Annotated in this window: 22 protein-coding genes; 16 read left to right on the forward strand and 6 right to left on the reverse strand. The window is 49.7% G+C overall.

Annotation, left to right across the window (positions count from 1 at the left end; all coding sequences use genetic code 11):
* Positions 1-331 precede the first annotated feature (331 nt).
* Complete coding sequence (gene topA / locus AC566Q_RS10810) at positions 332-2,965, forward strand: type I DNA topoisomerase (RefSeq protein ID WP_499616550.1); 2,634 nt, start codon at positions 332-334, stop codon at positions 2,963-2,965.
* A gap of 13 nt (positions 2,966-2,978) precedes the next feature.
* Positions 2,979-3,527 (forward strand): DUF2058 domain-containing protein, encoded by a 549-nt coding sequence (locus tag AC566Q_RS10815; RefSeq protein ID WP_105935846.1) that lies wholly within the window; start codon positions 2,979-2,981, stop codon positions 3,525-3,527.
* Between the two features lie 58 nt (positions 3,528-3,585).
* Here the strand turns inward: AC566Q_RS10815 and rhaT are convergent, their stop codons facing one another.
* Both rhaT and AC566Q_RS10825 read right to left on the reverse strand, forming a co-directional pair.
* The gene (rhaT, locus tag AC566Q_RS10820; RefSeq protein WP_205664797.1) at positions 3,586-4,638 is read right to left on the reverse strand and encodes an L-rhamnose/proton symporter RhaT; all 1,053 of its coding nucleotides are present in this window, start codon (positions 4,636-4,638) and stop codon (positions 3,586-3,588) included.
* Positions 4,639-4,875: 237 nt separating this feature from the next.
* On the reverse strand, positions 4,876-5,598 hold the full coding sequence (locus tag AC566Q_RS10825) for a sulfotransferase-like domain-containing protein (protein ID WP_499616554.1): 723 nt from the start codon (positions 5,596-5,598) through the stop codon (positions 4,876-4,878).
* Between the two features lie 301 nt (positions 5,599-5,899).
* On the opposite strand from AC566Q_RS10825, the gene AC566Q_RS10830 reads away from it, so the two are divergent.
* On the forward strand, positions 5,900-6,817 hold the full coding sequence (locus AC566Q_RS10830; RefSeq protein ID WP_123323325.1) for an aminotransferase class IV: 918 nt from the start codon (positions 5,900-5,902) through the stop codon (positions 6,815-6,817).
* 9 nt (positions 6,818-6,826) lie between these two features.
* Here the strand turns inward: AC566Q_RS10830 and AC566Q_RS10835 are convergent, their stop codons facing one another.
* Positions 6,827-7,747 carry a LysR family transcriptional regulator gene (locus tag AC566Q_RS10835; RefSeq protein WP_499616557.1) on the reverse strand — a complete coding sequence of 307 codons (921 nt, stop codon included), beginning with the start codon at positions 7,745-7,747 and terminating at the stop codon, positions 6,827-6,829.
* Positions 7,748-7,892: 145 nt separating this feature from the next.
* On the opposite strand from AC566Q_RS10835, the gene AC566Q_RS10840 reads away from it, so the two are divergent.
* From AC566Q_RS10840 to AC566Q_RS10850, 3 genes are all read left to right on the forward strand, one after another.
* Positions 7,893-8,342, forward strand: a complete 450-nt coding sequence (locus AC566Q_RS10840) for a DoxX family protein (protein ID WP_499616559.1) — start codon at positions 7,893-7,895, stop codon at positions 8,340-8,342.
* 62 nt (positions 8,343-8,404) lie between these two features.
* Complete coding sequence (locus tag AC566Q_RS10845) at positions 8,405-9,349, forward strand: glutathione S-transferase family protein (RefSeq protein WP_499616561.1); 945 nt, start codon at positions 8,405-8,407, stop codon at positions 9,347-9,349.
* A 9-nt stretch (positions 9,350-9,358) separates the two neighbouring features.
* Entirely contained in the window at positions 9,359-10,168 is an 810-nt protein-coding gene (locus AC566Q_RS10850; RefSeq protein WP_105935840.1) for a DODA-type extradiol aromatic ring-opening family dioxygenase, read from the forward strand.
* Positions 10,169-10,189: 21 nt separating this feature from the next.
* On the opposite strand, the gene AC566Q_RS10855 is transcribed toward AC566Q_RS10850, so the two are convergent.
* Positions 10,190-11,194, reverse strand: a complete 1,005-nt coding sequence (locus AC566Q_RS10855) for a phosphotransferase (RefSeq protein ID WP_170308531.1) — start codon at positions 11,192-11,194, stop codon at positions 10,190-10,192.
* A gap of 63 nt (positions 11,195-11,257) precedes the next feature.
* Positions 11,258-14,401, reverse strand: coding sequence for a ribonuclease E (gene rne / locus AC566Q_RS10860; RefSeq protein ID WP_499616565.1), 3,144 nt, complete (start codon positions 14,399-14,401; stop codon positions 11,258-11,260).
* Between the two features lie 662 nt (positions 14,402-15,063).
* On the opposite strand from rne, the gene rluC reads away from it, so the two are divergent.
* Together rluC and AC566Q_RS10870 are read left to right on the forward strand one after the other, a co-directional pair.
* The gene (gene rluC, locus AC566Q_RS10865) at positions 15,064-16,050 is read left to right on the forward strand and encodes a 23S rRNA pseudouridine(955/2504/2580) synthase RluC (RefSeq protein ID WP_240622009.1); all 987 of its coding nucleotides are present in this window, start codon (positions 15,064-15,066) and stop codon (positions 16,048-16,050) included.
* A 14-nt stretch (positions 16,051-16,064) separates the two neighbouring features.
* The gene (locus AC566Q_RS10870) at positions 16,065-16,724 is read left to right on the forward strand and encodes an HAD family hydrolase (protein WP_105935836.1); all 660 of its coding nucleotides are present in this window, start codon (positions 16,065-16,067) and stop codon (positions 16,722-16,724) included.
* Here AC566Q_RS10870 and AC566Q_RS10875 read toward each other — a convergent pair.
* On the reverse strand, positions 16,707-17,324 hold the full coding sequence (locus AC566Q_RS10875; RefSeq protein ID WP_105935835.1) for a Maf family protein: 618 nt from the start codon (positions 17,322-17,324) through the stop codon (positions 16,707-16,709). The two genes, AC566Q_RS10870 and AC566Q_RS10875, sit on opposite strands and share 18 nt — an antisense overlap.
* A gap of 141 nt (positions 17,325-17,465) precedes the next feature.
* Here AC566Q_RS10875 and yceD point away from each other — a divergent pair, with 141 nt between their 5' ends.
* From yceD to fabF, 8 genes are all read left to right on the forward strand, one after another.
* Entirely contained in the window at positions 17,466-17,993 is a 528-nt protein-coding gene (yceD, locus tag AC566Q_RS10880) for a 23S rRNA accumulation protein YceD (protein ID WP_499616568.1), read from the forward strand.
* A gap of 3 nt (positions 17,994-17,996) precedes the next feature.
* A complete protein-coding gene (rpmF, locus tag AC566Q_RS10885; RefSeq protein ID WP_499616571.1) occupies positions 17,997-18,167 on the forward strand; it encodes a 50S ribosomal protein L32 in 171 nt (56 codons plus the stop codon).
* 18 nt (positions 18,168-18,185) lie between these two features.
* Entirely contained in the window at positions 18,186-19,211 is a 1,026-nt protein-coding gene (gene plsX, locus AC566Q_RS10890; RefSeq protein WP_499616574.1) for a phosphate acyltransferase PlsX, read from the forward strand.
* The gene (locus tag AC566Q_RS10895) at positions 19,208-20,173 is read left to right on the forward strand and encodes a beta-ketoacyl-ACP synthase III (protein ID WP_499616576.1); all 966 of its coding nucleotides are present in this window, start codon (positions 19,208-19,210) and stop codon (positions 20,171-20,173) included. Before plsX ends, AC566Q_RS10895 begins: the two co-directional genes overlap by 4 nt.
* 63 nt (positions 20,174-20,236) lie before the next feature.
* A complete protein-coding gene (gene fabD / locus AC566Q_RS10900; protein ID WP_123323338.1) occupies positions 20,237-21,169 on the forward strand; it encodes an ACP S-malonyltransferase in 933 nt (310 codons plus the stop codon).
* A gap of 16 nt (positions 21,170-21,185) precedes the next feature.
* Complete coding sequence (gene fabG, locus AC566Q_RS10905; RefSeq protein WP_105935829.1) at positions 21,186-21,926, forward strand: 3-oxoacyl-ACP reductase FabG; 741 nt, start codon at positions 21,186-21,188, stop codon at positions 21,924-21,926.
* Positions 21,927-22,128: 202 nt separating this feature from the next.
* On the forward strand, positions 22,129-22,368 hold the full coding sequence (gene acpP, locus AC566Q_RS10910; RefSeq protein WP_018981476.1) for an acyl carrier protein: 240 nt from the start codon (positions 22,129-22,131) through the stop codon (positions 22,366-22,368).
* A gap of 130 nt (positions 22,369-22,498) precedes the next feature.
* Positions 22,499-23,737, forward strand: coding sequence for a beta-ketoacyl-ACP synthase II (fabF, locus tag AC566Q_RS10915; RefSeq protein ID WP_499616581.1), 1,239 nt, complete (start codon positions 22,499-22,501; stop codon positions 23,735-23,737).
* Positions 23,738-23,840: the final 103 nt, after the last annotated feature.

The following is a 23,840-nucleotide window of genomic DNA, read 5'->3' on the forward strand; positions in this document are numbered from 1 at the left end:
AGGCAGAATAACCGCACAGCGCCTATGATTACACTATATATAAGTACAACTTTTTTTTATTTAAGTGTTGTAATTTCTGCCATTATTTGCGACAACCCGGCGCATTATACGTGTTTTAACTACGCTGCCAATCAGAGCGGTTAAAAAGTGTACTGTTTTGGGTGGGTGAAAAATAAACTTTACGAATAAGTATGAAGAAGAACTTGTTTTCCATTCACTTTGTCGATATATGTTAAAAAAAGAAGCGCCAGACTATGTGAGTGTAATTGCCTTATTTTCTTCCTGGTTTGCTATCTAAAATTTAAATTATTCAAAGGTTTAATTCTTATTTATGACAAAATCACTAGTCATAGTCGAGTCTCCGGCCAAAGCCAAAACAATAAATAAATATCTTGGTAAAAATTTTATTGTTAAATCTTCCGTGGGCCACGTACGCGACCTGCCGACCAGGGCGCTCGGCAAGGTGGAGCCGAAAAAACCAGCCAAAGAACTGAAAACATTGTCTGACGAAGCCAAGACCAAATACCTGCGTGAATACGAGTATAAAAAGCTGGTTGACCGCATGGGGGTCGATCCTCAACAAGACTGGAAGGCACACTATCAGGTATTAGAGGGCAAGGAAAAGGTCGTTAACGAGCTGAAAAAGCTCGCCAAGGATGCTGACACCATCTATCTCGCAACGGATTTGGACCGCGAGGGGGAAGCCATTGCCTGGCATTTGCAGGAGATCCTGGGCCAGAAAGGCAAAACCTATCAGCGGGTAGTATTTAATGAGATCACCAAAAACGCCATCAAGGAAGCCTTTGAACATCCTGGGGATGTCAATCAGGACCGAGTCGAAGCGCAACAGGCACGTCGTTTCCTCGACCGTGTGGTGGGCTTTATGGTGTCGCCGTTGTTGTGGAAAAAGATAGCCCGCGGATTATCCGCCGGACGGGTGCAGTCGGTAGCTGTGCGTCTGGTCGTTGAGCGCGAGCGTGAAATTAAGGCCTTCGTGCCAGAAGAGTTCTGGGACGTGCATGCCGATCTGACCACTGCAGCCAGTGATGCACTGCGCATGCAGGTGGTAAAAGAAAGCGACAAGCCGTTTAAACCAGTTAATAAAGCGCAAACTGATAAAGCCCTGGCTGCGCTCAAGCCGGCTGACTATGAAGTGGTTAGCCGTGAGTCCAAGCCTACCCAGAGTCGCCCGTCGGCACCGTTTATCACTTCTACCCTGCAACAGGCGGCCAGTACCCGTCTCGGTTTTGGGGTAAAGAAAACCATGATGATGGCGCAGCGGTTGTACGAAGCGGGCCATATTACCTATATGCGTACCGACTCAACCAACCTCAGCCAGGAAGCCCTGGATGCCTGTCGTGGTTACATCGATGATAACTTTGGTGCTAAGTACCTGCCGGCCGCTCCAAATCGCTATGGTAGCAAAGAGGGCGCACAGGAAGCTCACGAAGCCATCAGGCCGTCTAACGTAAATACCCTGGCCGCAACACTAAAAGACATGGAACGCGACGCACAGCGTCTCTACGAGCTTATTTGGCGTCAGTTTGTGGCTTGTCAGATGACGCCGGCCAAATATGATGCCACCACGGTGAAAGTAAAAGCCGGTGAGTTTGAGTTGGTCGCCAAAGGCCGGGTACTCAAATTTGATGGCTGGACCAAAGTGCAGCCACAGAAAAGCAAAAAAGGAGAAGAAGACAAACTGCTGCCGGACGTTAACCCTGGCGATAAGCTGGCGCTTAAACAATTGGATCCGAAACAGCACTTCACCAAACCAGTGGCGCGTTTTAACGAAGCCTCGCTGGTTAAGGAACTGGAAAAGCGGGGTATCGGTCGGCCGTCTACCTACGCCAGCATTATCTCAACCATTCAGGACAGAGGCTACGTACGCCTTGAAAACAAACGGTTTTATGCTGAAAAAATGGGTGAGATCGTCACCGATCGCCTGATGGAAAACTTTGATGGCCTGATGAATTACGATTTCACCGCTAACATGGAACAGCAACTGGACGAAATCGCCGAAGGTCATGAAAACTGGAAAGCCGTACTGGATAAGTTCTACAGCGACTTTTACAGCAAGTTGCTACAAGCCGAACAGGAAGCCGAAGCGGGCGGTATGCGCCCCAATCAGGCAGTACCGGTAGACATTAACTGCGATAAGTGCGGTCGTCCTATGAACGTGCGTACGGCCAGTACCGGCGTGTTTTTAGGCTGTTCTGGTTACAACCTGCCGCCGAAAGAGCGTTGTACCAATACCATGAACCTGACCTCCGGTGAGGAAGTGGTTAAAGTCGACAACGACGACGAACAGGAAACCGAAGATTTACGCGCTAAACGCCGCTGTCCGGAGTGTGGCACGGCCATGGACAGTTATCTGGTTGATGAAACCCGCAAACTCCATGTTTGTGGTAATTCACCAGCATGTCCGGGGACTTACGTTGAAGCCGGTACCTTTAAAATTAAAGGCTACGATGGTCCGTTGATTGAGTGTGACAAGTGCGGCAGCGACATGGAGCTCAAAAACGGTCGTTTTGGTAAGTACTTCGACTGTACTAACAGTGAATGCAAAAATACCCGTAAATTATTACGCAGCGGTGAGCCTGCACCACCGAAGGAAGATCCGGTTGATTTACCGGAGCTAGAGTGTGAGAAAAGTGACGCTCACTTCATGCTCAGAGACGGCGCCTCCGGTATTTTCCTGGCCGCCCATAATTTCCCCAAGTCGCGGGAAACCAGAGCGCCTAAGGTGGAGGAGCTGGCCCGCTTCCGAGATCGTATATCGCCCAAGTTTTATTACCTGGCCGATGCACCGAAAACCGATCCGGACGGTAACCCGGCAATTGTTCGCTACAGTCGTAAGACCAAGCAGCAATATGTCATGACCGAAGATGCTAAGGGCAAAGCCACCGGTTGGTCTGCCTGGTATCAGGACGGTAAATGGCAAGCCAGAGACACTAAGAAAAAGTAGGCAGACACCGATTATGGCATCATTACAGGACCAGTTGCTCAAAGCCGGTTTGGCAGATAAGTCCAAAGCCAAACAGGCCAGAGCCGATAAACGTAAAAAGCAAAAACTTAAAAACAAAGGCACTGCGGTTGGTGAGGACGAAAATAAACTGGCCGCTCAGCAGGCCGCTGAAGCAAAAAAGCAGCGTGATCGCGAGCTTAATCAGCAGCGTCAGGCGGAGCTTGAGAAAAAAGCCGTGGTGGCGCAAATCCGCCAGCTGATTACGGTAAACCAACAGCCGAAAGGCAATGGCGATACCGTTCTCAACTTTACCGACAACAACGTGGTAAAGCGGATGTATGTCAGTGACGCAGTGCATAAGCTGGTGGTGGATGCACGCCTGGCAGTAGTCAGACTGGACGATGACTATGCGCTGATACCGACACCAGTTGCTGATAAAATTGCCGAACGTGATGCGAACGTGGTGATATATCGTGCCGATCTTCGTGAAGAGAATAAACAAAAATCTGCCGAAGATGATTGGTATGCAGAGTACGAAATTCCGGATGATTTAACCTGGTAAAGGCTATTTTTCAGGACTAAGAAAGCCCGCGTTATGCGGGCTTTTTGATGGTGACGGTTTATTGTAATGAATTGCCCACGCCGATAAGAATGGTCGACAATACGAGCAAGGAGATGCCCACTAGCAGTAACATTCTGCTCTTGCGATTTGCGCCTTTCCATTCCATTAATGCCAGCCCCCACAGGGTTGAGAAAATAATGATACTGGCCATGTGAATGGTCCAGCTGGAAAACTCATAGTCGCCCATATGACTTTCGCCCATGGTGTAGAAGAAAAACTGAAAGTACCAGAAGGATCCCCCCAGCGCTGCCAGCAGGTAGTTTTTGAGAACCCGGTTAGAAGCCAGTCGCTGGTTATTTTGCTGCGTATGGCCGGTAAATTCAGCTACCGAACGATTTTTGTGGATCAGCCAGGCGCACCACAGGGCGTTGGTGGTTAACCCGCCAGCCAGGACTACACAGAGTACCGGCAAGCCTTGCCACAGATGGTCGGTGCCGGCGGCCAGCGTGAGTTCGCGAATAGGTTTACCGGCGGCAATGCCAAACGCAAAACACGACGACATCACCCCTGAAAAGAGCGCAATTATCAGGCCTTTCTTCATATCAATAGCGTCTTCAGACTGGCTGCCCAGACTGCGGTTTTTCTCGGCTGTGGCCCTGGCTACTAAAATGACGCCGAGTAAGGTTAAAAAGGTGCCTAATACGGCAAACTGGCCACTTGGTGTAGCCAGCACCTTACCGATAGTACCATCGAAAACCGGTGGTCCAAGGGTGCCTAAAACGGTGGTCAGACCCAGTACAATCGCCATGCCGGATGAGATCCCCATATACCGGACCGCCAGACCGAAAGTCAGACCACCAAAGCCCCAGCCCAGCCCCCATAGGAAGCATTGTTGTAATACACTGAATGACGTTGTACTTAATACCTCAAACAATTGTTGGGTTTGTACCCAGGCAAACAGCCAGGGGCAAATCAGCCAGCTAAAAATCCCACCGGTTAGCCAGAATATTTCCCATGACCAGCCTTTGATCCGTTTATACGGTACATAGAAGCTGGCAGAAAATAAGCCTCCCAACCAATGAAAGAACACCCCAAGCAATGGATTCTGCATTATTCCTTACTCCTGCTTTACTTATTGTTTTGTAATTTTTAGGTGAACAATTTACAAAAAATACACATGCAGGGAGAGAATACACAATTAATAAACATTTATACACAAAAATAATCACAAATAATCATTATTGTGTAATTTTATGATTGAAAATGATTATTTTGGGCGTGGGAGACCCTGAGATGGTAGAGCTGGCAGGAGGCACCAGCTCCGTTGAATGATTAACTTAAAGGTACATTAAGGCGTTATTTTGTGAGTCGCCAGCTGTTCATAATAAGGCTGTGCTTCTTTTAACACCCCTTGCAGCGCATCAGGCAGTTCCGGAATGGGTGGCTCGGCGGGTGCGAAGCCGGTACTTTTCCAGACTTCCGGATACCAGTGCTCTGCCCAGGCGCCATCATTGGGATGGCCGCCTTCAGACCAGTTGAGCATGGCCGGATCCCAGGGAATACCAATGGCATTACACAGCTTTTCCAGCATCACCGGTGGATTCTGACGAATATCCGAGGAGTCTACGACGATAGGATACTGACCCGACTCCGAGACAATTTTATTAAATAGCTCACACTGGGCGCGGATACCGATATCTTCCAGACAGGGTGCACCGTTCTTTTTATGGTAGCTGGTGATCACCCGCGCAGGATGACGGATTAAAAACACATTACACACTTCTGATAGCCAGTCTAGCGGAAACGATTCAAGCATATGATGGGGCATGTGTTTCTGGTAAAAAACCGGTTTGTTTTCTGGGGTAGGGCCAATACATCGTTTTGCCACTGCCACCGGGTCGGTCTCTTCGCGGGCAAAAATCTCATCCTGCATAGGATGCACCCGGTCGCTGTGTTTCAGGTAGGGCGCATAAAATGGCTCATCCCATACCGCACAATCGGCGCGGGCGCCAAAAGCATACATCATGGCGGTAGAGAGATTGCGCGGGCCAGACCACATGGCTATTTGCATGGGTAACTTCCTTTTTATCTGTTACCGGCCACTACTTGCTGACCGGTGGTAAATGCAAGATACCGGCAAGCATAATCGGGCGGGCGGTACTTTTTCAAGTCTATTTTTAATATTTTATACAATATAATATTTTGTTTTGCGAGCAGGAAAATGCTAGGGTAACGCCGTGATTTACTTGCTTTTAATCGTTTATGCTGGTGAGCGTATGTTGAACACCGGGTTTATAGGTTAAAAGGTATGGGCTGAAGTATACTTCATTGGTCACAATAAAAGTGTCAATTAAAACAGCAATGAGGAAGCCATGCAGGAACATAAAGCGGGCGGCGCACATGCCTCCATCGATGACGAACGTAATCAGAATATTTTAATTTATATCAACGGTGAGCTGGTGCCCCGGGATCAGGCTAAAGTGTCGGTTTACGACAGCGGCTTTATGCTGGGGGACGGCGTGTGGGAAGGCCTGCGTTTACATAAAGGCAAGTTTTCTTTTATTGACGATCACCTCGACCGTCTGTTTGCCGGTGCTAAAGCGCTGGATATGGACATCGGCAAAAGCCGTGACGAACTGAAAGCGGCGCTGCAACAAACGGTAGATGCCAATGGTATGACCGATGGCGTGCATGCCAGACTGATGGTTACCCGGGGGCCGAAGAAAACCCCTTATCAGGATCCGCGTCTGAGCCTGTGGGGGCCAACCATAGTGATCATTGCTGAATACAAGTCGCAGGATTTGGTGCCGGTGGAGAAGGGCATTAACCTGTTTACCGTTCACGTGCGTCGTGGCCACCCTGATGTTCAGGATCCCCGCTTAAATTCACACAGTAAAATTAACTGTATTACCGCAATGATCCAGTCGTACAAAGCCGGTGCTGATGAAGCTCTGATGCTTGATCCTCATGGTTTTGTCAGTACCTGTAACTCAACTAACTTCTTTATTGTTCGTAAAGGCGAAGTGTGGACCTCCACCGGTGATTACGCCATGAAAGGCATAACCCGGCAGAAAACTATCGACGTATGCAAGGCCAACGGTATCCCGGTATTTGAAAAGAACTTCTCCCTGGTGGATGTGTACAGTGCCGATGAAGCGTTTGTTACCGGCACTTTTGGCGCACAAACGCCGGTGGTTGATGTTGACGGCAGAACCATCGGTGAGGGCAAGCCCGGTGCCATGGTGAAAAAAATCCGCGAGCTGTATCACGCCATGGCAGAAGCGCAATAAACGCCTGGTTTATTGGTTTGTGGTCAGGCAGCTATCCCAATAGGGCGTGTCGCCATAAAAATCGGCAGCAAAGTTTATAAAGGCTCTGACCTTGCTGGCCAGCAACTGCCGGTGCGCATACACCGCATATAAATGCAGCGGCTCAGGCTCGTTATCCCGCATAATGAGTCTTAGTCGACCGGCATTCACTTCATCAAAGCAAATAAACGTGGGCTGCAACACTATTCCCTGGCCTAACGCTGCGGACTGACATAATAACTCACCGTGATTACAGCTAACCGTACCCAGCCTGTTATGAGGGCGCTGATTTAAATACTGATGAGCGGCCGGGCTGTTATCGTTATCCAGTAAGCTGTAGCGCAGATAATTGTGTTCAATCAGATCTTCCATGGTTTTTGGCTCCCCATATCTGGCCAGATACTCCGGTGCGGCGCACATCACCAGATTAATGTTAGTCAGGCGTTTGGCGATCAGCGAAGAATTTTTCAGGTGACCAATTCGCAGCGCCACATCAAAGCCTTCTTCAACAATATCCACTTTTCGATCGTTCAGGTGCAGGTCTACATCGACATCGGGGTACTGTTGTTGAAACTGATTAATAAGCGGCGCCAGATGGCGGGTAGAGAACGCTACCGGCGCACTGATGCGTAATAAACCGTGAGCTTTATGCTGTAAGTCGCCGAGCTGATTTTCCATGGCGTCTATTTCATCAAGTACCTGACTGGCTCTGGGCAGATATTGCTGGCCGGCTTCGGTCAGATGCACTTTACGGGTGGTACGGTTGAGCAGACGCGTAGACAGATGAGCTTCAAGTTGCGAGACGTACTTACTTATCAGCTGGGGTGACTTGTCGAGCTTATCTGCCGCTGCACTAAATGAACCGCTGCGAGCCACCATCACAAATGCCCGCATTGCATCTAATCTGTCCATAATTTTAATTATCAATGAAATGTTGATAGTTACTCTATTTTAACCCTCTTAATAAATCAATATGTGGATAGTAAAGTATCACCATCGAGTCGGAACAACACAGGGTTGTTTCCACATTCACCTACTTTGATGAGAGAGATTTATTATGAAAGCATTAATTACTAAGTTAGTCAGTTCAGATGCCGGTATCGCAGCATTAGTTTTACGGGTTCCTGTTGGTCTTACGCTGGCGGCCCACGGTGCACAAAAGTTATTTGCCTGGTTTGGCGGCTATGGCCTTGACGGTACCGGACAGTACATGGCGAGCCTGGGACTGGAGCCGGGTTTCCTGATGGCCTTGTTGGCAGGCAGTGCAGAGTTCTTTGGTGGTCTGGCCCTGGCGCTGGGTTTACTGACCCGTCCTGCCGCCGCAGTCAGTGCATTCACTATGCTGATTGCCATCTTCAGTGCACATATCCAAAACGGTTTGTTTTTATCTAACGGTGGTTATGAATACGCACTGGTACTGTTTGCAGTCACCGTTTCGCTGGCAATTACTGGTGCCGGACGTCTGGCAGTCGATAATGTGATAGCCCGCGCCCTGACAACCAAGTAAACACAGCACCCACAGTAATAGCTGCCAGGCTTGTCCTGGCAAGCTGTACAGGAGGAGACAGAATGTTAGTAAATGGAAAATGGGATGCCGACTGGCAACCGGTTCAGAACAAAGACAAGGACGGGCGTTTTATTCGTCAGGTTTCATCCTTTAGGCATTGGATAACGGCCGATGGTTCACCCGGCCCCACCGGTGATGGCGGCTTTAAAGCTGAAGCGGGCCGCTATCATCTGTATGTCGCCTATATTTGCCCCTGGGCATCACGTGCGTTAGCAGTGCGTGCGCTGAAAGGCCTCACCGATCTCATCACTGTAAGCGTGGTGAATCCGCGTTTAAGCGACCAGGGCTGGCAGTTTGGTGGTTATCCGGGGAGTACCGATGATGAGCTCAATCAGGCAACCTACATGCACCAGATATATACGCAGGTAGCGCCGGATTTTACCGGCCGGGCAACGGTACCCGTGCTGTGGGATAAACAGCAGCAAACGATTGTTAATAATGAGTCAGCGGATATCCTGCGGATGCTGAATTCGGCCTTTAATGAACTGGTCAATACCGGCCCGGATCTCTATCCGGCAGTTCTGGCTGATGAGATTGATGAGCTGAATGAAGAGATTTACCACAAGCTGAATAACGGGGTTTATCAGGCCGGCTTTGCTTCCAGTCAGGCCGCTTATGATGAGGCTTTTGATAACGTATTTAGCACACTGGATAAGCTCGAAGCCAGACTGGCCGACGGTCGAGGCTACGTTTTCGGCGATGTTCTGACCGAAACCGACATCCGGTTGTTTGTTACCCTGGTGCGGTTTGATGCCGCTTACTACGGTTTGTTTAAGTGTAATCGCCAATTGATCAGGGAATTTCCTTATCTTAATGCTTATATGCATCGGATCTGGGCCCTTGACGGTATTGCTGATACGGTAAACATAGACCATATTAAAGCCGGTTATTACTCCATCAAAACATTGAATCCCGGCGGGATAGTGCCGCGCGGACCACAATTTTAAGGAGGCGTTATGCAGGCATCACAACAAGCCTTATTTATTTCCCATGGCGGCGGTCCGATGCCGTTACTGGGCGACCCCGGCCATCGTGCATTAACCGAGCATCTGGCGCAGCTGGCAGGCACCATTCGTCGGCCAAAAGCCATCCTTATTATCAGTGCGCACTGGGAGGAATCGGTGGCAACGGTGACTACGAATCCGGCGCCAGAACTGATTTATGATTATTACGGCTTCCCGCCGGAAAGTTACGCTATTAAATATCCCTGTGCAGGCGAGCCTGAGTTGGCCGGTAAAGTAGCTCAGGCGATTCGGGCGAGTGGCATTGACGTTGCCGAGGATGCTAAGCGCGGACTTGATCACGGGGTATTTGTGCCGCTTAAAATCATGTATCCGGACGCCGATGTCCCTTGTGTTCAGCTGTCTCTGGTCAATACCCTGGACGCGGCCGCGCATATTCGCATCGGTGAAGCACTGGCTAATCTGGATTATGATGATCTGCTTATCCTGGGCTCAGGCTTTTCGTTTCATAATATGCGGGCGTTTTTTGCCGCCGATACGCCTCAGAGCCGCGCCATGAATCAGGGTTTTGAAGACTGGCTTAAAGATGTGTTGTCCAGCACGTCGGTCAGTGAAACTGAGCGTCAGGAAAAGCTAAAGAATTGGGAGCAAGCGCCGGGAGCGCGATTCTGTCACCCGCGGGAAGAACATCTGATACCACTGCATGTGTGTTATGGCGCTGCGGGACGCGCCGCCGATCTGACCGATTCGGTTGTTGTGCTTAACAAGCAGGCCGGCACCTTTGGCTGGTTTAATCCTGCTTAAAATCGCCAGCCAGGTCGCAATCTATTGCGGCCTGGCAGATACCAGCGCAATAGCCTGTTCAGTTTGCTGTTGTAACATCCGGTTAATTTTAAAATGCTCAGGGCTCCAACCCGCTAAAAAGCGGTGAAAGTCGGCATTAGCCACGCAGTAGAGTTGGCGCCAGCTGTTGCACACGGCTTCACATTCCTCTGGCGCCAGTTGCTTGCTTAAAGCGCTGCGTAATTCCCTGAAGTAATAATCAAGATAGTCTTTAGTATGGTTAAGCAGGTCTTGCTCAGACAACACGCTGCCCAGAAAATATGCCACATCCTGAACGCCGATACCGCCTCCCACATATTGAAAATCGACGGCTGCGACAGTCTGATCGTCAGCACTGAAACAAAAATTCGCCACTTTCGCATCACCGTGGATTAGCGTGCGATAGGGGCACTGTTGCAGCGTTTTATCAAAGGCCGGGGCAAACTGTTTAAGCGGGCCAGCTGCCATTTTGCTGAACTCGTCGGGACGGGTAGCCAAATGCCAGTAACTGCCCTGGGACCATAAACCGGACGGCGACTGATGAATAAAGCGGCCATGAAAGGCGGCTAGCCAGGCAAGAACAGGTTTACAGGCATCGGCGCTTAGTTGCTGATGTCTCCCTTCAAACCCCGCAGTATTTAAGTCACTGAGTACCAGTGCCAGCCGCGTACCTGACTCGTTGCTTACTGCGTCTGAGGCTATCAACCGGGCAAGGTGCCCGTAATCTGCAAAGAGGGGCGCGTAATGCGTATAGAAATATTGCTCTATCTCATAGGAGCGCCATTTACGCTCAAGGCTTTGCTGGCTACTCCAGCCCCGCGGGTGGCGGAACGTGGCAGGCTGGGAAATCAGCTTGATGATCACGCTGGCCTGGCGAGCGGGCGAGTAACAGCGCAGCAGCTGACCAAAATCACTCCACAGTGACTGCACCAGTTCAAACTGACTCAACTGTGGGTCCTGCAGCAGGCTTTGTAGCCAGGGTAAGGGTAAAGACGATGGTGTATTCATAATCATGCTACCACATAAACAAAAAAGGCCAGCATGGCTGGCCTTTTGAATAATGTTACCGTATTACACGCTGGCTGGACGGGTCGTCGGCGCTGATGCTATGGCATTAGCATTTGCCATTGTTGCCAGGCGACCAGATACCGACAGGGCAGGACGCTGATCGTCGGCTCTGCTGATAATGGTGATCTCTTCCGTTGACGCTGCCACCTGAGGTGGGTTAGTCATTGGGTGAGAAGCGGTAAATTTACCTAAACTGCTGGCCATAGCCACTTTAGCAGGCGCTGCCGGAGCAGTGTTTGCTGGTATAGTCTCGGCTACAGGCTCTGCTTCGGCTTCTACCGGCACCGGTTTTGCCTCTGGCTCTGGCGCTTTTTCTTCAGCGGCAGTGTCTTCAGCCTGGTTAGGTGCTTCAGTGGCAACCGGTTCAGCGGCTTCAGGCGCAGTTTGCTGCTGCACTTCTTCCGTTGCGGCAGGGGGTTGCGGCTCAGCTGACGCTGGTTCTTCAGACGCTTGCTCTGCCGGGGCTTCTTCAGCGCTGGTCGTGCTCTGCGTTTCGGCTTCCAGGTTAATTTCGACCTGCTTTGGTTCTTCATTCGCAGTCGATTCCGGCGCTTCTGTTGCTGCTACGGTTTCATTATCAGTCGCGGCAGTCTCGGCAGGTTCTGGTGCATCAAACTGCAGTTCATCCTGCTGAGCTGGCTGAGCCTGAGTTTCATCCTCTGACTTTTCTTTCTTACGACGCTGGCCAGCTGCACGGGCATGGCGAGGTGAGCGGCGACTGCGGCTGCGCGAGCCTTTTTCAGCGCGTGCTTTATCGTCATCATCCTGCTGGTTAGCATCATCCTGACCTTCTGCCGGTTGCTGAGTCGCTTCCACCGTTTCGGCTTCCGACTGTTTGCTCTGTACCGGCGCCTGAGGTGCCTGAGCTTTCTCTTCTACGCTGGCTGGAGACTGGGTAACAGTCTCTTTTGCTGCAGTTTCAGTCTGGTTAGCTGGCGCTTCTGCCGGCGTTTCATTTACTGACTTGTCGGCTTCAGCTTTAGCTGCTTCGGCTGCTTTCTGCTCGGCTCTTTCCTGAGTCGCTTTGGTTTGCACCGGATGCTTATCAGTACCGCCTTCTGCACGCACACTGCCTTTCAACTCGCGACGCTGACGACGCTCTCTGGCTGGCTTCTTACGAGCCGGCTTTTCAGCCGCTTCATTATCGGTTTGTGGTGCCTTATCAGCCACTTCCTCGTTAGCCTTTTCGGCTTTATCCGTTTGCGTTCTGTTACGCGAACGGTTACGACCACGGGTCTGCTTCGGCTTGTCCTGGCGCTTATTATTGCTGTTGTCAGAAGATTGTTCACTGGTGTTATCAGTCGACTTCTCTTCGTTATCGTTGCGACGGTTTTTATTACCAGAACGGTTATTACGACGTCTGTCGTTATTATTGCGACGACGACCATTCTGGTTGTTATTGCGTGGCTTAGCTTTTGGCTTAGGCTTCTCTTCGACTTGCTCTTCGTCACTGGAGAATAAGCCGGATAACCATTTGCCGAGTGCCGCCAACAGGCCGGTTTTCTGCTCAACAGGCTTTTCTTCAGCCTTAGGCGGAACCACCGGCGCCTGGGTTGGCGCAATCAAACCCTGTAATGCCGGCTCTTCGCGCTTAACCGGCGCGGTAACGCCCGGTGACGCTTCCTTGGTTTCTACTTCAGCCAGGCTGATATTGTAGCTGGCGTCAGACACTACATCGTCTGCACGGTGACGAACGATCTGGTAATGCGGCGTATCAAGATTCGGATTTGGAATGATGATCAGGCTAACGTTATGACGTTTTTCAATGTTCTGCACTGCTTTACGTTTTTCGTTAAGCAGATAGGTGGCTACCGGTACCGGCAGCTGGGCTTCAATCTGGCCAGTGTTATCCTTGATACTTTCTTCTTCAAGAATTCGCAGGATAGACAGCGCTAATGACTCAGTGCCACGGATAGTGCCATGACCAGAACAACGTGGGCATACGTTATGCGCTGATTCACCCAGTGACGGGCGCAGACGCTGACGAGACATCTCAAGCAAGCCGAACCGTGAAATACGACCCAGCTGAACACGGGCACGGTCAGGGCGCACGGCGTCTTTCATGCGGTTTTCAACTTCACGCTGGTGCTTCACCGGCGTCATATCAATAAAGTCGATAACCACCAGACCACCCAGATCACGCAGACGTAACTGACGGGCAATTTCGTCGGCGGCTTCCAGGTTGGTATTGAGTGCGGTTTCCTCAATGTCGCCGCCTTTGGTTGCACGGGCAGAGTTGATATCGATTGAGGTAAGTGCTTCGGTTGGGTCAATAACAATTGAGCCACCTGAAGGCAGACGTACTTCGCGTTCGAAGGCCGACTCGATCTGGCTTTCAATCTGGTAATGACTGAACAACGGCACATCGCCTTTATACAATTTAACGCGGTTAGCAAAATCAGGACGAACCAGCTCAATGTGCTGTAAAGCCTGCTCGTATACACGCTGTTTGTCGATCAGGATTTCACCCACGTCGCGACGTAAATAGTCACGGATCGCACGCACAATGACGTTACTTTCCTGGTGAATCAGGAATGGAGCAGGGCGCTCTTCTGCGACTTTGGAAACCGCTTCCCAGTGCGTCAGCAGCACGCGTAAATCCCAATCCAGTTCTTCGTAGGATTTACCAACCCCCGCGGTACGAACAATCAGACCCATGCCATCAGGCAGGTCCAGTTTCGACAATGCGGCTTTCAGATCGGTACGCTCGTCACCTTCGATACGGCGGGAAATTCCCCCTGCACGAGGATTGTTTGGCATTAATACCAGGTAACTACCTGCCAGCGATAGGAAAGTGGTTAACGCTGCGCCTTTCTGGCCGCGTTCTTCCTTATCGATTTGAACGATAACTTCCTGGCCTTCCTTGATGACGTCCTTGATATTCGGACGACCTTCGAGCTTGTAGTTTTTCGGGAAATAAGTGCGGGCAATTTCTTTGAGAGGAAGGAAACCGTGGCGTTCGGCGCCGTAGTCAACAAAGGCAGCTTCTAAGCTGGGTTCTACACGGGTAATTTTACCTTTGTAGATATTCGCTTTCTTTTGCTCGTGCCCGGGACTTTCTATATCCAAATCATACAAGCGTTGCCCGTCTACCAGGGCAACCCGCAACTCTTCTTGCTGAGTTGCATTGATTAGCATTCTTTTCATTGTATCTAACTCTGTTATTGCTTACAGCCGTTCAGATACACAATTAAAGTGACTGTGCAAAACCTCACCGCGCAACCTCACGTTGGGCAGGGATCTTGTTGTATTGTCGTATTACCCTTGATTCTATACGCTTTTTACTTCTTCAAAAAAGCGTTTCTGTCTTTATTGGGTGTCGGGAACGACGGCCCTGTACAAGTTTTCTGTATCTGTTCACCAACCTGAACTTCGCGGGTCAGTGAACTATGTCAATTCAATTCTGTATAACTAAACGGCACATTATTTTTGCCATTGTCGCAAGTTTTCAGCTACGTGATTGTTCATCAACGCACGTTGTATTTCCTACTCAATTGATAATTCCGCAATGGGGTAGTTTGGTAGTAATACAGACTCTGCGACCGGTTGTTTAACTTTTTAGTTTAACGTTATTTTAACAACGAGTCTGACGAGAACCTTTCGGTGTCGTTTCGGTTAAAACAGTTTGATTATCGCACCAAAGGGTTGAAATAGGCAAGCCATACGCGTAATTAGGGAGCAATTAACTCAGCCGGACGTCGTTTTCTGAACAAAATGCCGGGTTAAACAACTGCTCATGATGTAGTTTTCGATTAATCGGCGTTCGAGTTAAGTGAATGTGCAGACGAAATACGTTAGAATCGCCGCCTATGAAATCAGCCGACACAATGCCCGTGACATCACCAGACAAGAATTCCCCCACATCTCAGGTTCAATTTGTTGAAGTCGAACCAGACTTAGACGGGCAACGCATTGATAATTTTCTGCGTACCTTTTTAAAAGGCGTCCCAAAGAGCCTTATTTATCGTATTTTGCGCAAAGGCGAAGTGCGGGTGAATAAAAAACGGGTAAAGCCGGAATATAAACTGGTAGCGGGAGATTTGATTAGGGTTCCGCCTGTAAGGGTGAGTGAAACCCCTGAATTGCCATCCCCTAAACTGGAAAAGATTGCCAGTCTGGAACAGCACATCCTGTTTGAAGACTCACATATCATTGTGTTTAACAAACCTTCCGGGTTGGCAGTGCACGGTGGCAGTGGTTTGAGCTTTGGTTTGATTGAAGGGCTCAGAGCATTGCGCCCGGAAGCGAAGTTTATGGAGCTGGTTCACCGGCTCGACCGCGATACGTCGGGTTGTATTCTGGTGGCCAAAAAGCGCTCGGCGTTACGCCATATGCATGAGCAGTTACGTAACAGCCAGATGGACAAACGTTATCATGCGCTGGTAGCCGGACAGTGGCCACAAAACCGCTTTAAAGTGAAGGCGCCATTGCAAAAGAACATTTTGCAGTCTGGTGAGCGGCTGGTAAGCGTGTCTGAGCAGGGCAAACCTTCAGAAACCCGCTATCGAATTTTACAGTCGTTCGAAAATGCTACGTTAGTTGAGGCTTCACCAATTACCGGCCGGACCCACCAGATCCGCGTACATTGTTTACATGCCGGCCATCCCATTGCCTGTGATGATAAGTACGGTGATGCGGAATTCGACAAGCAAATGAAACGCATAGGGCTCAATCGTTTGTTTTTACATGCTTCCAGCTTACGGCTGATGCATCCGAAAACTGAAGAGATGGTGACCTTTAATGCGCCCTATGATGAGCAATTAACCCAGGCCGTTAACACGCTTAAAAAAGTATAAGAGTGCAGGAAGTTATGACCAAGCAGTACAAACTGATCATCTTTGACTGGGATGGCACGCTGATGGACTCAGCGGCGAAAATTGTTAGCTGTATGCGAAAGGCAGCCGCACGTTGTGAGGTTGCTATCCCTTCAGCAGAAGCTGTCAGCCATATTATCGGCATCAGTTTAAAGCCTGCCATTAAGCAGTTATTCAATATTGATGATGACGAGCTGGCCGAGCGTTTAACCCTGGCGTATAAGGAAGTGTACCTTGGTGCAGATACCACGCCTTGCCCGCTGTTTGATGGGGTAACCGATATGCTGACTGACCTTAAGGATGCTGGCAATGTGCTGGCGGTAGCTACCGGTAAAGCCCGGCGCGGACTCAACCGGGCCTGGGAACAAACCGGTACTGGTCATTTCTTCACAACGTCCCGCTGCGCCGATGAGGCAGACTCCAAACCTTCCCCGGACATGCTGTTGCAGTTGCTTGAAGAGCGCGGTTTGTCTGCCGGGCAGGCGCTGATGATTGGTGATACCACCTACGACATGCAAATGGCACAGGCTATTGGCATGGACAGAGTGGGAGTAAGCTACGGGGTGCACGCACCAGTGAACTTAGCCAAACATCACCCCAAAGCCATTGTACATTCCATTGCTGAGTTGCACGACCTGTTAATGACGCAGGGTTAAATCGAGCAGGTTAATGTGCCAGTCGGCCAGCATGTCGCGCAGTAGCATAACCGGCAGGCCAATCAGGGTGTTAGGGTCCCGGGACTCGATGCGGTCGAACAACAATACACCGGCCCCTTCGGCTTTAAAGCTACCGGCACAGTCGTAGGGTTGCTCTTTTAACAGGTAGCGCTCAATAACCGAATCCGATAATTCAGAAAAGGTGACGTACACATCCTCAAACCGGGTTTGTTCGCGCTGCTGTGCCTGATGAACCAGGCTAAGCGCCGTGATAAAGCGCACTTTATTGCCTGAACACAGCTCGAGCTGTTCGATGGCTTTATCCAGCGTGCCGGGTTTACCAAGTATGTGGACATGGCCGGTTTTATCGGTAACGGTGGCAACCTGGTCGCCACCAATGATCACCGCATCGGGGTAATTAGCAGCCACCGCCCGGGCTTTTTCCAGTGACAAACGGCAAGCCAAATCCTGAGGAGCCTCACCAGGGTTAGCGGTTTCATCTATGTTTGGGCTGATACCGGGAACCTGGAAGCCGATATTGGCAAGTTGAGCTTTGCGGTAGTTGGATGAAGAAGCCAGGATAATTCGTGGTGAAGTCATAGTTATTATAATTCTGTCGTCGCTTAACTTACCCCTTTATAATAAGGGAAACGCCAAAGAGTTTAGCGGATTTTGTCACAATGGTAAAAAAACGATTAATCCTTTGACAGTAAAGGGCTGACGCTATATTATGCGCGCCCTATGCAGAAAGTGAAATTACCGCACCAGGTCGAACCGGTCAAAAGCGCGCTAAAACGCTCAGATTATGAGGGAGTTATCGCGACCATAGACATGGCAAGGTTAATGGGTTCCGTCGTCAGCAGTGACGAATGGGTTGAAGTGAAAGTACAGTTCGAAAAAGACGCGCAGGGTCTTACTGTATTTCATGGCACCCTGGACACCGCAGTAGTTTTACTCTGTCAACGGTGTAACGAGGCATTTGATTGTCCGCTTCATGTTGATTTTTGTTATAGTCCGGTGCAGGGACAACAAGACGCAGAAGCATTACCCGAAGCCTATGATCCGGTAGAGGTCGGCGACCACGGAGAAGTCAATCTTCTTCAATTATTTGAAGACGAGCTGATTTTGTCGTTACCGATTGTGCCCTTTCATGCAGAGGAAGATTGTGCAATCACCAGTGACGATATGCAGTTTGGTGAGATTGAACCGGAACAGAAGCAACCAAACCCTTTCGCGGTTTTGAAAGAACTTAAGCGAGACCAGGAGTAAGTTATGGCAGTACAACAAAATCGTAAAACGCGTAGTAAGCGCGGCATGCGTCGTTCACACGATGCGTTGACAGGCGAGACTTTGTCTGTCGATGCAACGTCGGGTGAAACACACCGCCGTCACCACGTGACCGCTGATGGTTTCTACAAAGGCAAAAAAGTCATCGGTAACTAAGTTACTGGTGCCGACATTTTGTCTAAATTAACCATTGCGTTAGATATCATGGGGGGCGATCATGGTCCCCCTGTTATTCTTTCCGCCGTCCAAAAAGCTATTCAGTCCATTACCGATGCACAGTTCATTTTGTGTGGTGATGAGAACATTATAATTCCCGCTCTGGAATCCCTCACCGAACAACAACGCCAACGCACTGTAATCCATCATTGCGAGCAAGTGGTTGAAATGGGTGAGCCACCGACCGCGGCATTACGCAATAAAAAGCAATCTTCCATGTGGAAAGCACTGCAACTGGTTGAATCCGGTGAGGCAGATGCATGCGTAAGTGCGGGTAATACCGGTGCGCTGCTGACCATGGCGTTTTATTTACTTAAAACGTTACCTGGCATCGACCGCCCCGCGCTGGTCTCAGATATGCCCACCGCCAGTCATCACCGCGTTTTTCTGCTCGATTTGGGCGCGAATGTAAATTGCACCTCTGAAATACTGTTCCAATACGGTGTTATGGCATCGGTACTGGCCGAGCAAATCAGTGGCATTGAGTCACCACGGGTGGCATTACTGAATGTGGGCGAGGAAGATATCAAGGGCAATGCCCAGGTTAAATACGCCGATCAGTTGTTCAAAAATGCCAAAGGTATTAACTATATTGGTTATGTAGAGGGTGACGATATTTTCACCGACTACGCCGATGTGGTAGTGACCGACGGGTTTACCGGTAACATCGCACTGAAATCCTGCGAGGGCCTGGCAAAACTCGTTATTAATGAAGTAAAACGGCAATCCCAGGCAAACTTTTTCAGCCGCATGATGGCGCGAATTGCCTTACCCTTACTAAAAACAGTTTACAATCGTGTGAACCCCGACCAGTATAATGGTGCCAGTCTGTTAGGATTGCGCGGCATTGTCATCAAGAGTCACGGCAATGCCTCGGCAGAAGCGTTTTATTACGCCATATTGCAGGCCAAGCAAGAAGCTGAGATGAAAGTGCCTGAAAAAATAAAAAGTAAAATAGAAACCGTTTTATTGGAGCAACTTTGAGCAAATACTCTCGTATAATAGGTACGGGTAGCTATTATCCTAGCGACGTACGTACCAATGCCGATTTAGAGTTGATGGTGGACACCAGTGACGAATGGATCACGGACCGAACCGGCATTAAAGAACGCAGAATTATAGGTCCGGATGAGACCGCTGCAACCATGGGCGCAGAAGCCAGCAAGAAAGCCATTGAAGCGGCCGGTATTGATGTGACTTCTATCGACATGATTGTTTGTGCGACCACCTCAGGTCGTCATGCCTTACCCAGCACTGCCTGCGAAATTCAAAATATCCTCAACATCGATAATATCCCGGCTTTTGACGTAGCAGCGGCTTGTGCCGGTTATTGCTATGCGCTGAGCGTTGCCGACCAATATGTGAAAAGTGGTATGGCAAAACGGGTGTTAGTGGTGGGTACCGATTGCCTTAGCCGGCATATTGATCCAGCCGATCGCACCATGGTTATCTTATTTGGTGATGCTGCTGGCGCTACCATTATTGAAGCCAGCGACGAGCCGGGCATTTTGTCTACGCATATTAATGCGGCCGGCTCTTACAGTGATCTGCTGAAAATTGGTAACCCGGATAAATCAAACCCGGATTCCATTCATGAAAACTGGGGCTCAATGAAAGGCAATGAAGTCTTCAAGGTCGCAGTCACCAAGCTGTCGGAAATTGTTGAGCAAACACTGTCTGCCAATAATATGCAAAAGAGTGATTTAGATTGGCTGGTACCACACCAGGCCAACTTCAGAATTATTAAGGCGACAGCCAAAAAGCTGGATATGTCGCTGGATCAGGTTGTGCTGACACTGGAAAGATACGGTAATACGTCAGCGGCAACCGTGCCAACAGCGCTCGACGAAGCCATTCGCGATGGCCGAATCAAGCGTGGTCAACATTTATTGCTGGAAGCATTCGGCGGTGGTTTTGCCTGGGCTTCTGCTTTAGTTAGGTATTAACAAATGCCATGGTGAGCAGGTTAGCCCGGCTCACCTGAATTAGAACAATTATAAGGATGCTTTATGACTCGTATCGCCTGTGTGTTCCCTGGACAGGGCTCTCAAGCGGTTGGCATGCTCAAAGAGCTGGCCGACGTTCATCCGTCTATTCTCGATACCTTTGCGCAAGCCTCTGAAGCGCTGGGTTATGATTTGTGGGACGTGGTACAAAACGACCCCGACAGTAAGTTAAACGAAACCCAGGTAACGCAGCCGGCATTGCTTACGGCCAGCGTGGCTATTTATCGTTTGCTGGCAGAGCAGGGCATTGCACCGGAATACATGGCCGGTCACAGCCTGGGTGAATATTCTGCCCTGGTGTGTGCTGGTGCTTTGGATTTCGCTGAAGCCGTAAAGCTGGTTGAAGCTCGTGGTGAGTTTATGCAACAGGCAGTTCCGGCAGGTGCAGGCGCCATGTACGCCATTATTGGCCTGGATGACGATAGCATTGCTGAAATTTGTCATGATACCGCAGTGGCCACCGGCGACGTGGTATCACCGGTTAACTATAATTCGCCGGGTCAGGTAGTGATTGCTGGCGAAAAGAACGCTGCAGAACAGGCCGCTAACGCCTGTAAAGAGGCCGGTGCCAAGCGTGCATTACCACTGGCGGTGAGTGTTCCTTCTCACTGTGAGTTAATGCGTCCGGCAGCCGATCATCTTGACGATAAGCTGGAAACCATCGCGATTGCCGAGCCTACAGTGAAAGTGGTTAATAACGTTGATGTGGCGGTTGAGTCAGATCCGGCGGGCATTCGCAGCGCACTGGTTCGTCAGTTGTACTGCCCGGTGCAGTGGACCAAAACAGTGGAGTTTCTGGCCGCAGAAGGGATTGATACCATTATCGAAGTTGGTCCGGGTAAAGTGCTTACCGGACTCGGTAAACGAATTGTCAAATCTGTAAGCTATATTGCTGTTAACACCCCGGAGACGGTGGCAAGTTGGCAGGCAGAATAATAGGAATCTTTTTCAAATGAGCGATTTACAAGGTAAAATTGCCCTGGTCACCGGTGCCAGTCGTGGTATTGGTAAAGCGATAGCAACACAATTGGCTGCGCAGGGCGCTACCGTCATTGGTACAGCTACCAGCGAAGGCGGAGCCGATGCTATTACCGAATACCTGGCGGCCTCCGGCGGCAAAGGTATGAAGCTGAATGTCACCGAAGAAGGTGCCGTGGATGCGCTGATTAAAGCCATCAACGAGGAATTTGGCGCGGTTGAGATCTTGATCAATAATGCAGGTATCACACGTGATAATCTGCTAATGAGAATGAAAGATGAAGAGTGGCAGGCGATTATCGATACTAACCTGACTGCTATCTTTTCATTGTCAAAAGCTGTTTTGCGTGGAATGATGAAGAAACGCTGCGGCCGCATTGTGAATGTGGGTTCTGTAGTGGGTAGTTCGGGTAATGCCGGACAAGCGAACTACGCGGCGGCGAAAGCCGGTGTCATTGGTTTTTCTAAATCACTGGCTCGCGAAGTCGCTTCTCGAGGCATTACGGTAAACGTTGTTGCACCAGGCTTTATCGATACCGATATGACCAAAGCCTTAAGTGACGAACAGCGTGAAGCCATTTTCAAAGATATTCCGGCGAATCGTTTGGGTCAGCCAGAAGAAGTTGCTGCAACGGTTGCGTTCCTGGTGAGCGACGGTGCGGCGTATATCTCTGGTGAGACAATCCATGTAAATGGTGGGATGTACATGGGCTAACTCGATTTGTGTGATTTTTTGCAGTTTTGCATTGACACACAGACAGAGAAAGCCTTGAATGTTAAAATCTTGTTGATTAAACTTGGTTGGTTGCTGGTTTGACCAGATAGATTGTTTTAGCTGGTCGCTTGCAAGCGATAATATTGCAAAATAAACTAGCGACAATTTTTGTATCTAGTGACGTTAAGGGAAACCTAGAATTATGAGTAACATTGAAGAGCGCGTAAAAAAAATCATCGTTGAGCAGCTTGGTGTTAAAGAAGAAGAAGTAAAATCCGAAGCATCTTTTGTTGATGATCTGGGCGCTGATTCACTTGACACTGTTGAGTTAGTCATGGCGTTGGAAGAAGAATTCGACACTGAAATTCCAGACGAAGAAGCAGAGAAAATCACTACTGTTCAGTCTGCAATTGACTACATCAACGCTAACAAAGACGCGTAAGCTTCTTTTTTAGTTAGTGAAAAACGGCTCTGTAACAGAGCCGTTTTTGTATGTATTGTTATCGCTCAACGAACGCTTTGTGGCGATTACCGTTGGGTTTTTCTGATTAGTTCCGATGCGAGGACATTCTGTGACAAAACGTCGCGTAGTGGTTACTGGCTTGGGTACGCTGTCTCCTTTAGGTTTGTCTACCGACAAAACCTGGCGCCGAATTCTGGCTGGCGAAAGCGGGATTGGCGACATTACCCATTTTGACTGTAGTAACTATTCCACCCGGTTTGCTGGTCAAATCAATGATTTTGATCCGCAAGACTATATCGATAAAAAAGAAACCAAGAAAATGGACCGCTTTATCCAGTTGGGTATTGCAGCGGGCAAGCAGGCATTACAGGACTCGGGTCTTGAAGTAACGCCTGAAAACGCGTCTCGCGTAGGCATTGCCATTGGTTCAGGTATTGGCGGTCTGGAGCTTATCGAAGAAAACCACTCCAAGCTGGTTAACAGCGGCCCTCGTCGGGTATCGCCGTTCTTTGTGCCTTCCACTATCACTAATATGATTTCCGGATTTTTGTCGATCATGGCAGGGCTGAAAGGGCCAAACCTGAATATCGTGACTGCCTGTACTACCGGTGTGCATAACATTGGTGTAGCAGCCCGGACTATCGCTTATGGTGATGCGGATGCCATGCTTGCCGGTGGTGCCGAAGCGTCTATCACGCCATTGGGTATGGCTGGCTTTGCTTCTGCTCGTGCTTTGTCTTCACGCAACGATGCGCCGCAACAGGCAAGTCGTCCGTGGGATAAAGACCGTGATGGTTTCGTTATGGGCGAAGGTGCCGGTGTGGTAATGCTTGAGGAATACGAAGCGGCCAAAGCGCGCGGTGCGACCATTTATGCGGAGCTGGTCGGCTTTGGCATGAGCGGCGATGCGTACCATATGACGTCACCACCAGAGAATGGCGAAGGCGCTGCAGCGTCGATGGTAAATGCCATCAACGATGCCAAAATTGACCCGTCCCTGATTGGGTATATTAATGCGCATGGTACGTCAACGCCGGCCGGTGATATTGCCGAAGTGTCTGCGGTGAAGAGCGTGTTTGGTGACCACGCGCATAAAGTGCTGGTTAGCTCAACGAAATCCATGACCGGTCACTTACTCGGTGCAGCCGGTTCGGTTGAGGCGATTTTCACTATACTGGCACTGCGTGACAAGCTGGCTCCGCCTACTATTAACCTGGACGAACCGGGTGAAGGCTGCGATCTGGACTTTGTTCCGCACAAAGCCAAGGCCTTTGAAGAAGAGTACGCACTGTGTAACTCCTTTGGTTTTGGTGGCACTAATGGCAGCCTGGTTTTCAAGCGCCCGTAGGCCGAAATCAATACTAGAAAAAGGGAGCCGTGAGCTCCCTTTTTCTTTGCCGTGCAAACCATGAGCTGCTGCGACTTGGTATTAATAAAATTGCTGATACAAT

It is taken from the genome of Alteromonas sp. H02 (assembly GCF_059682525.1).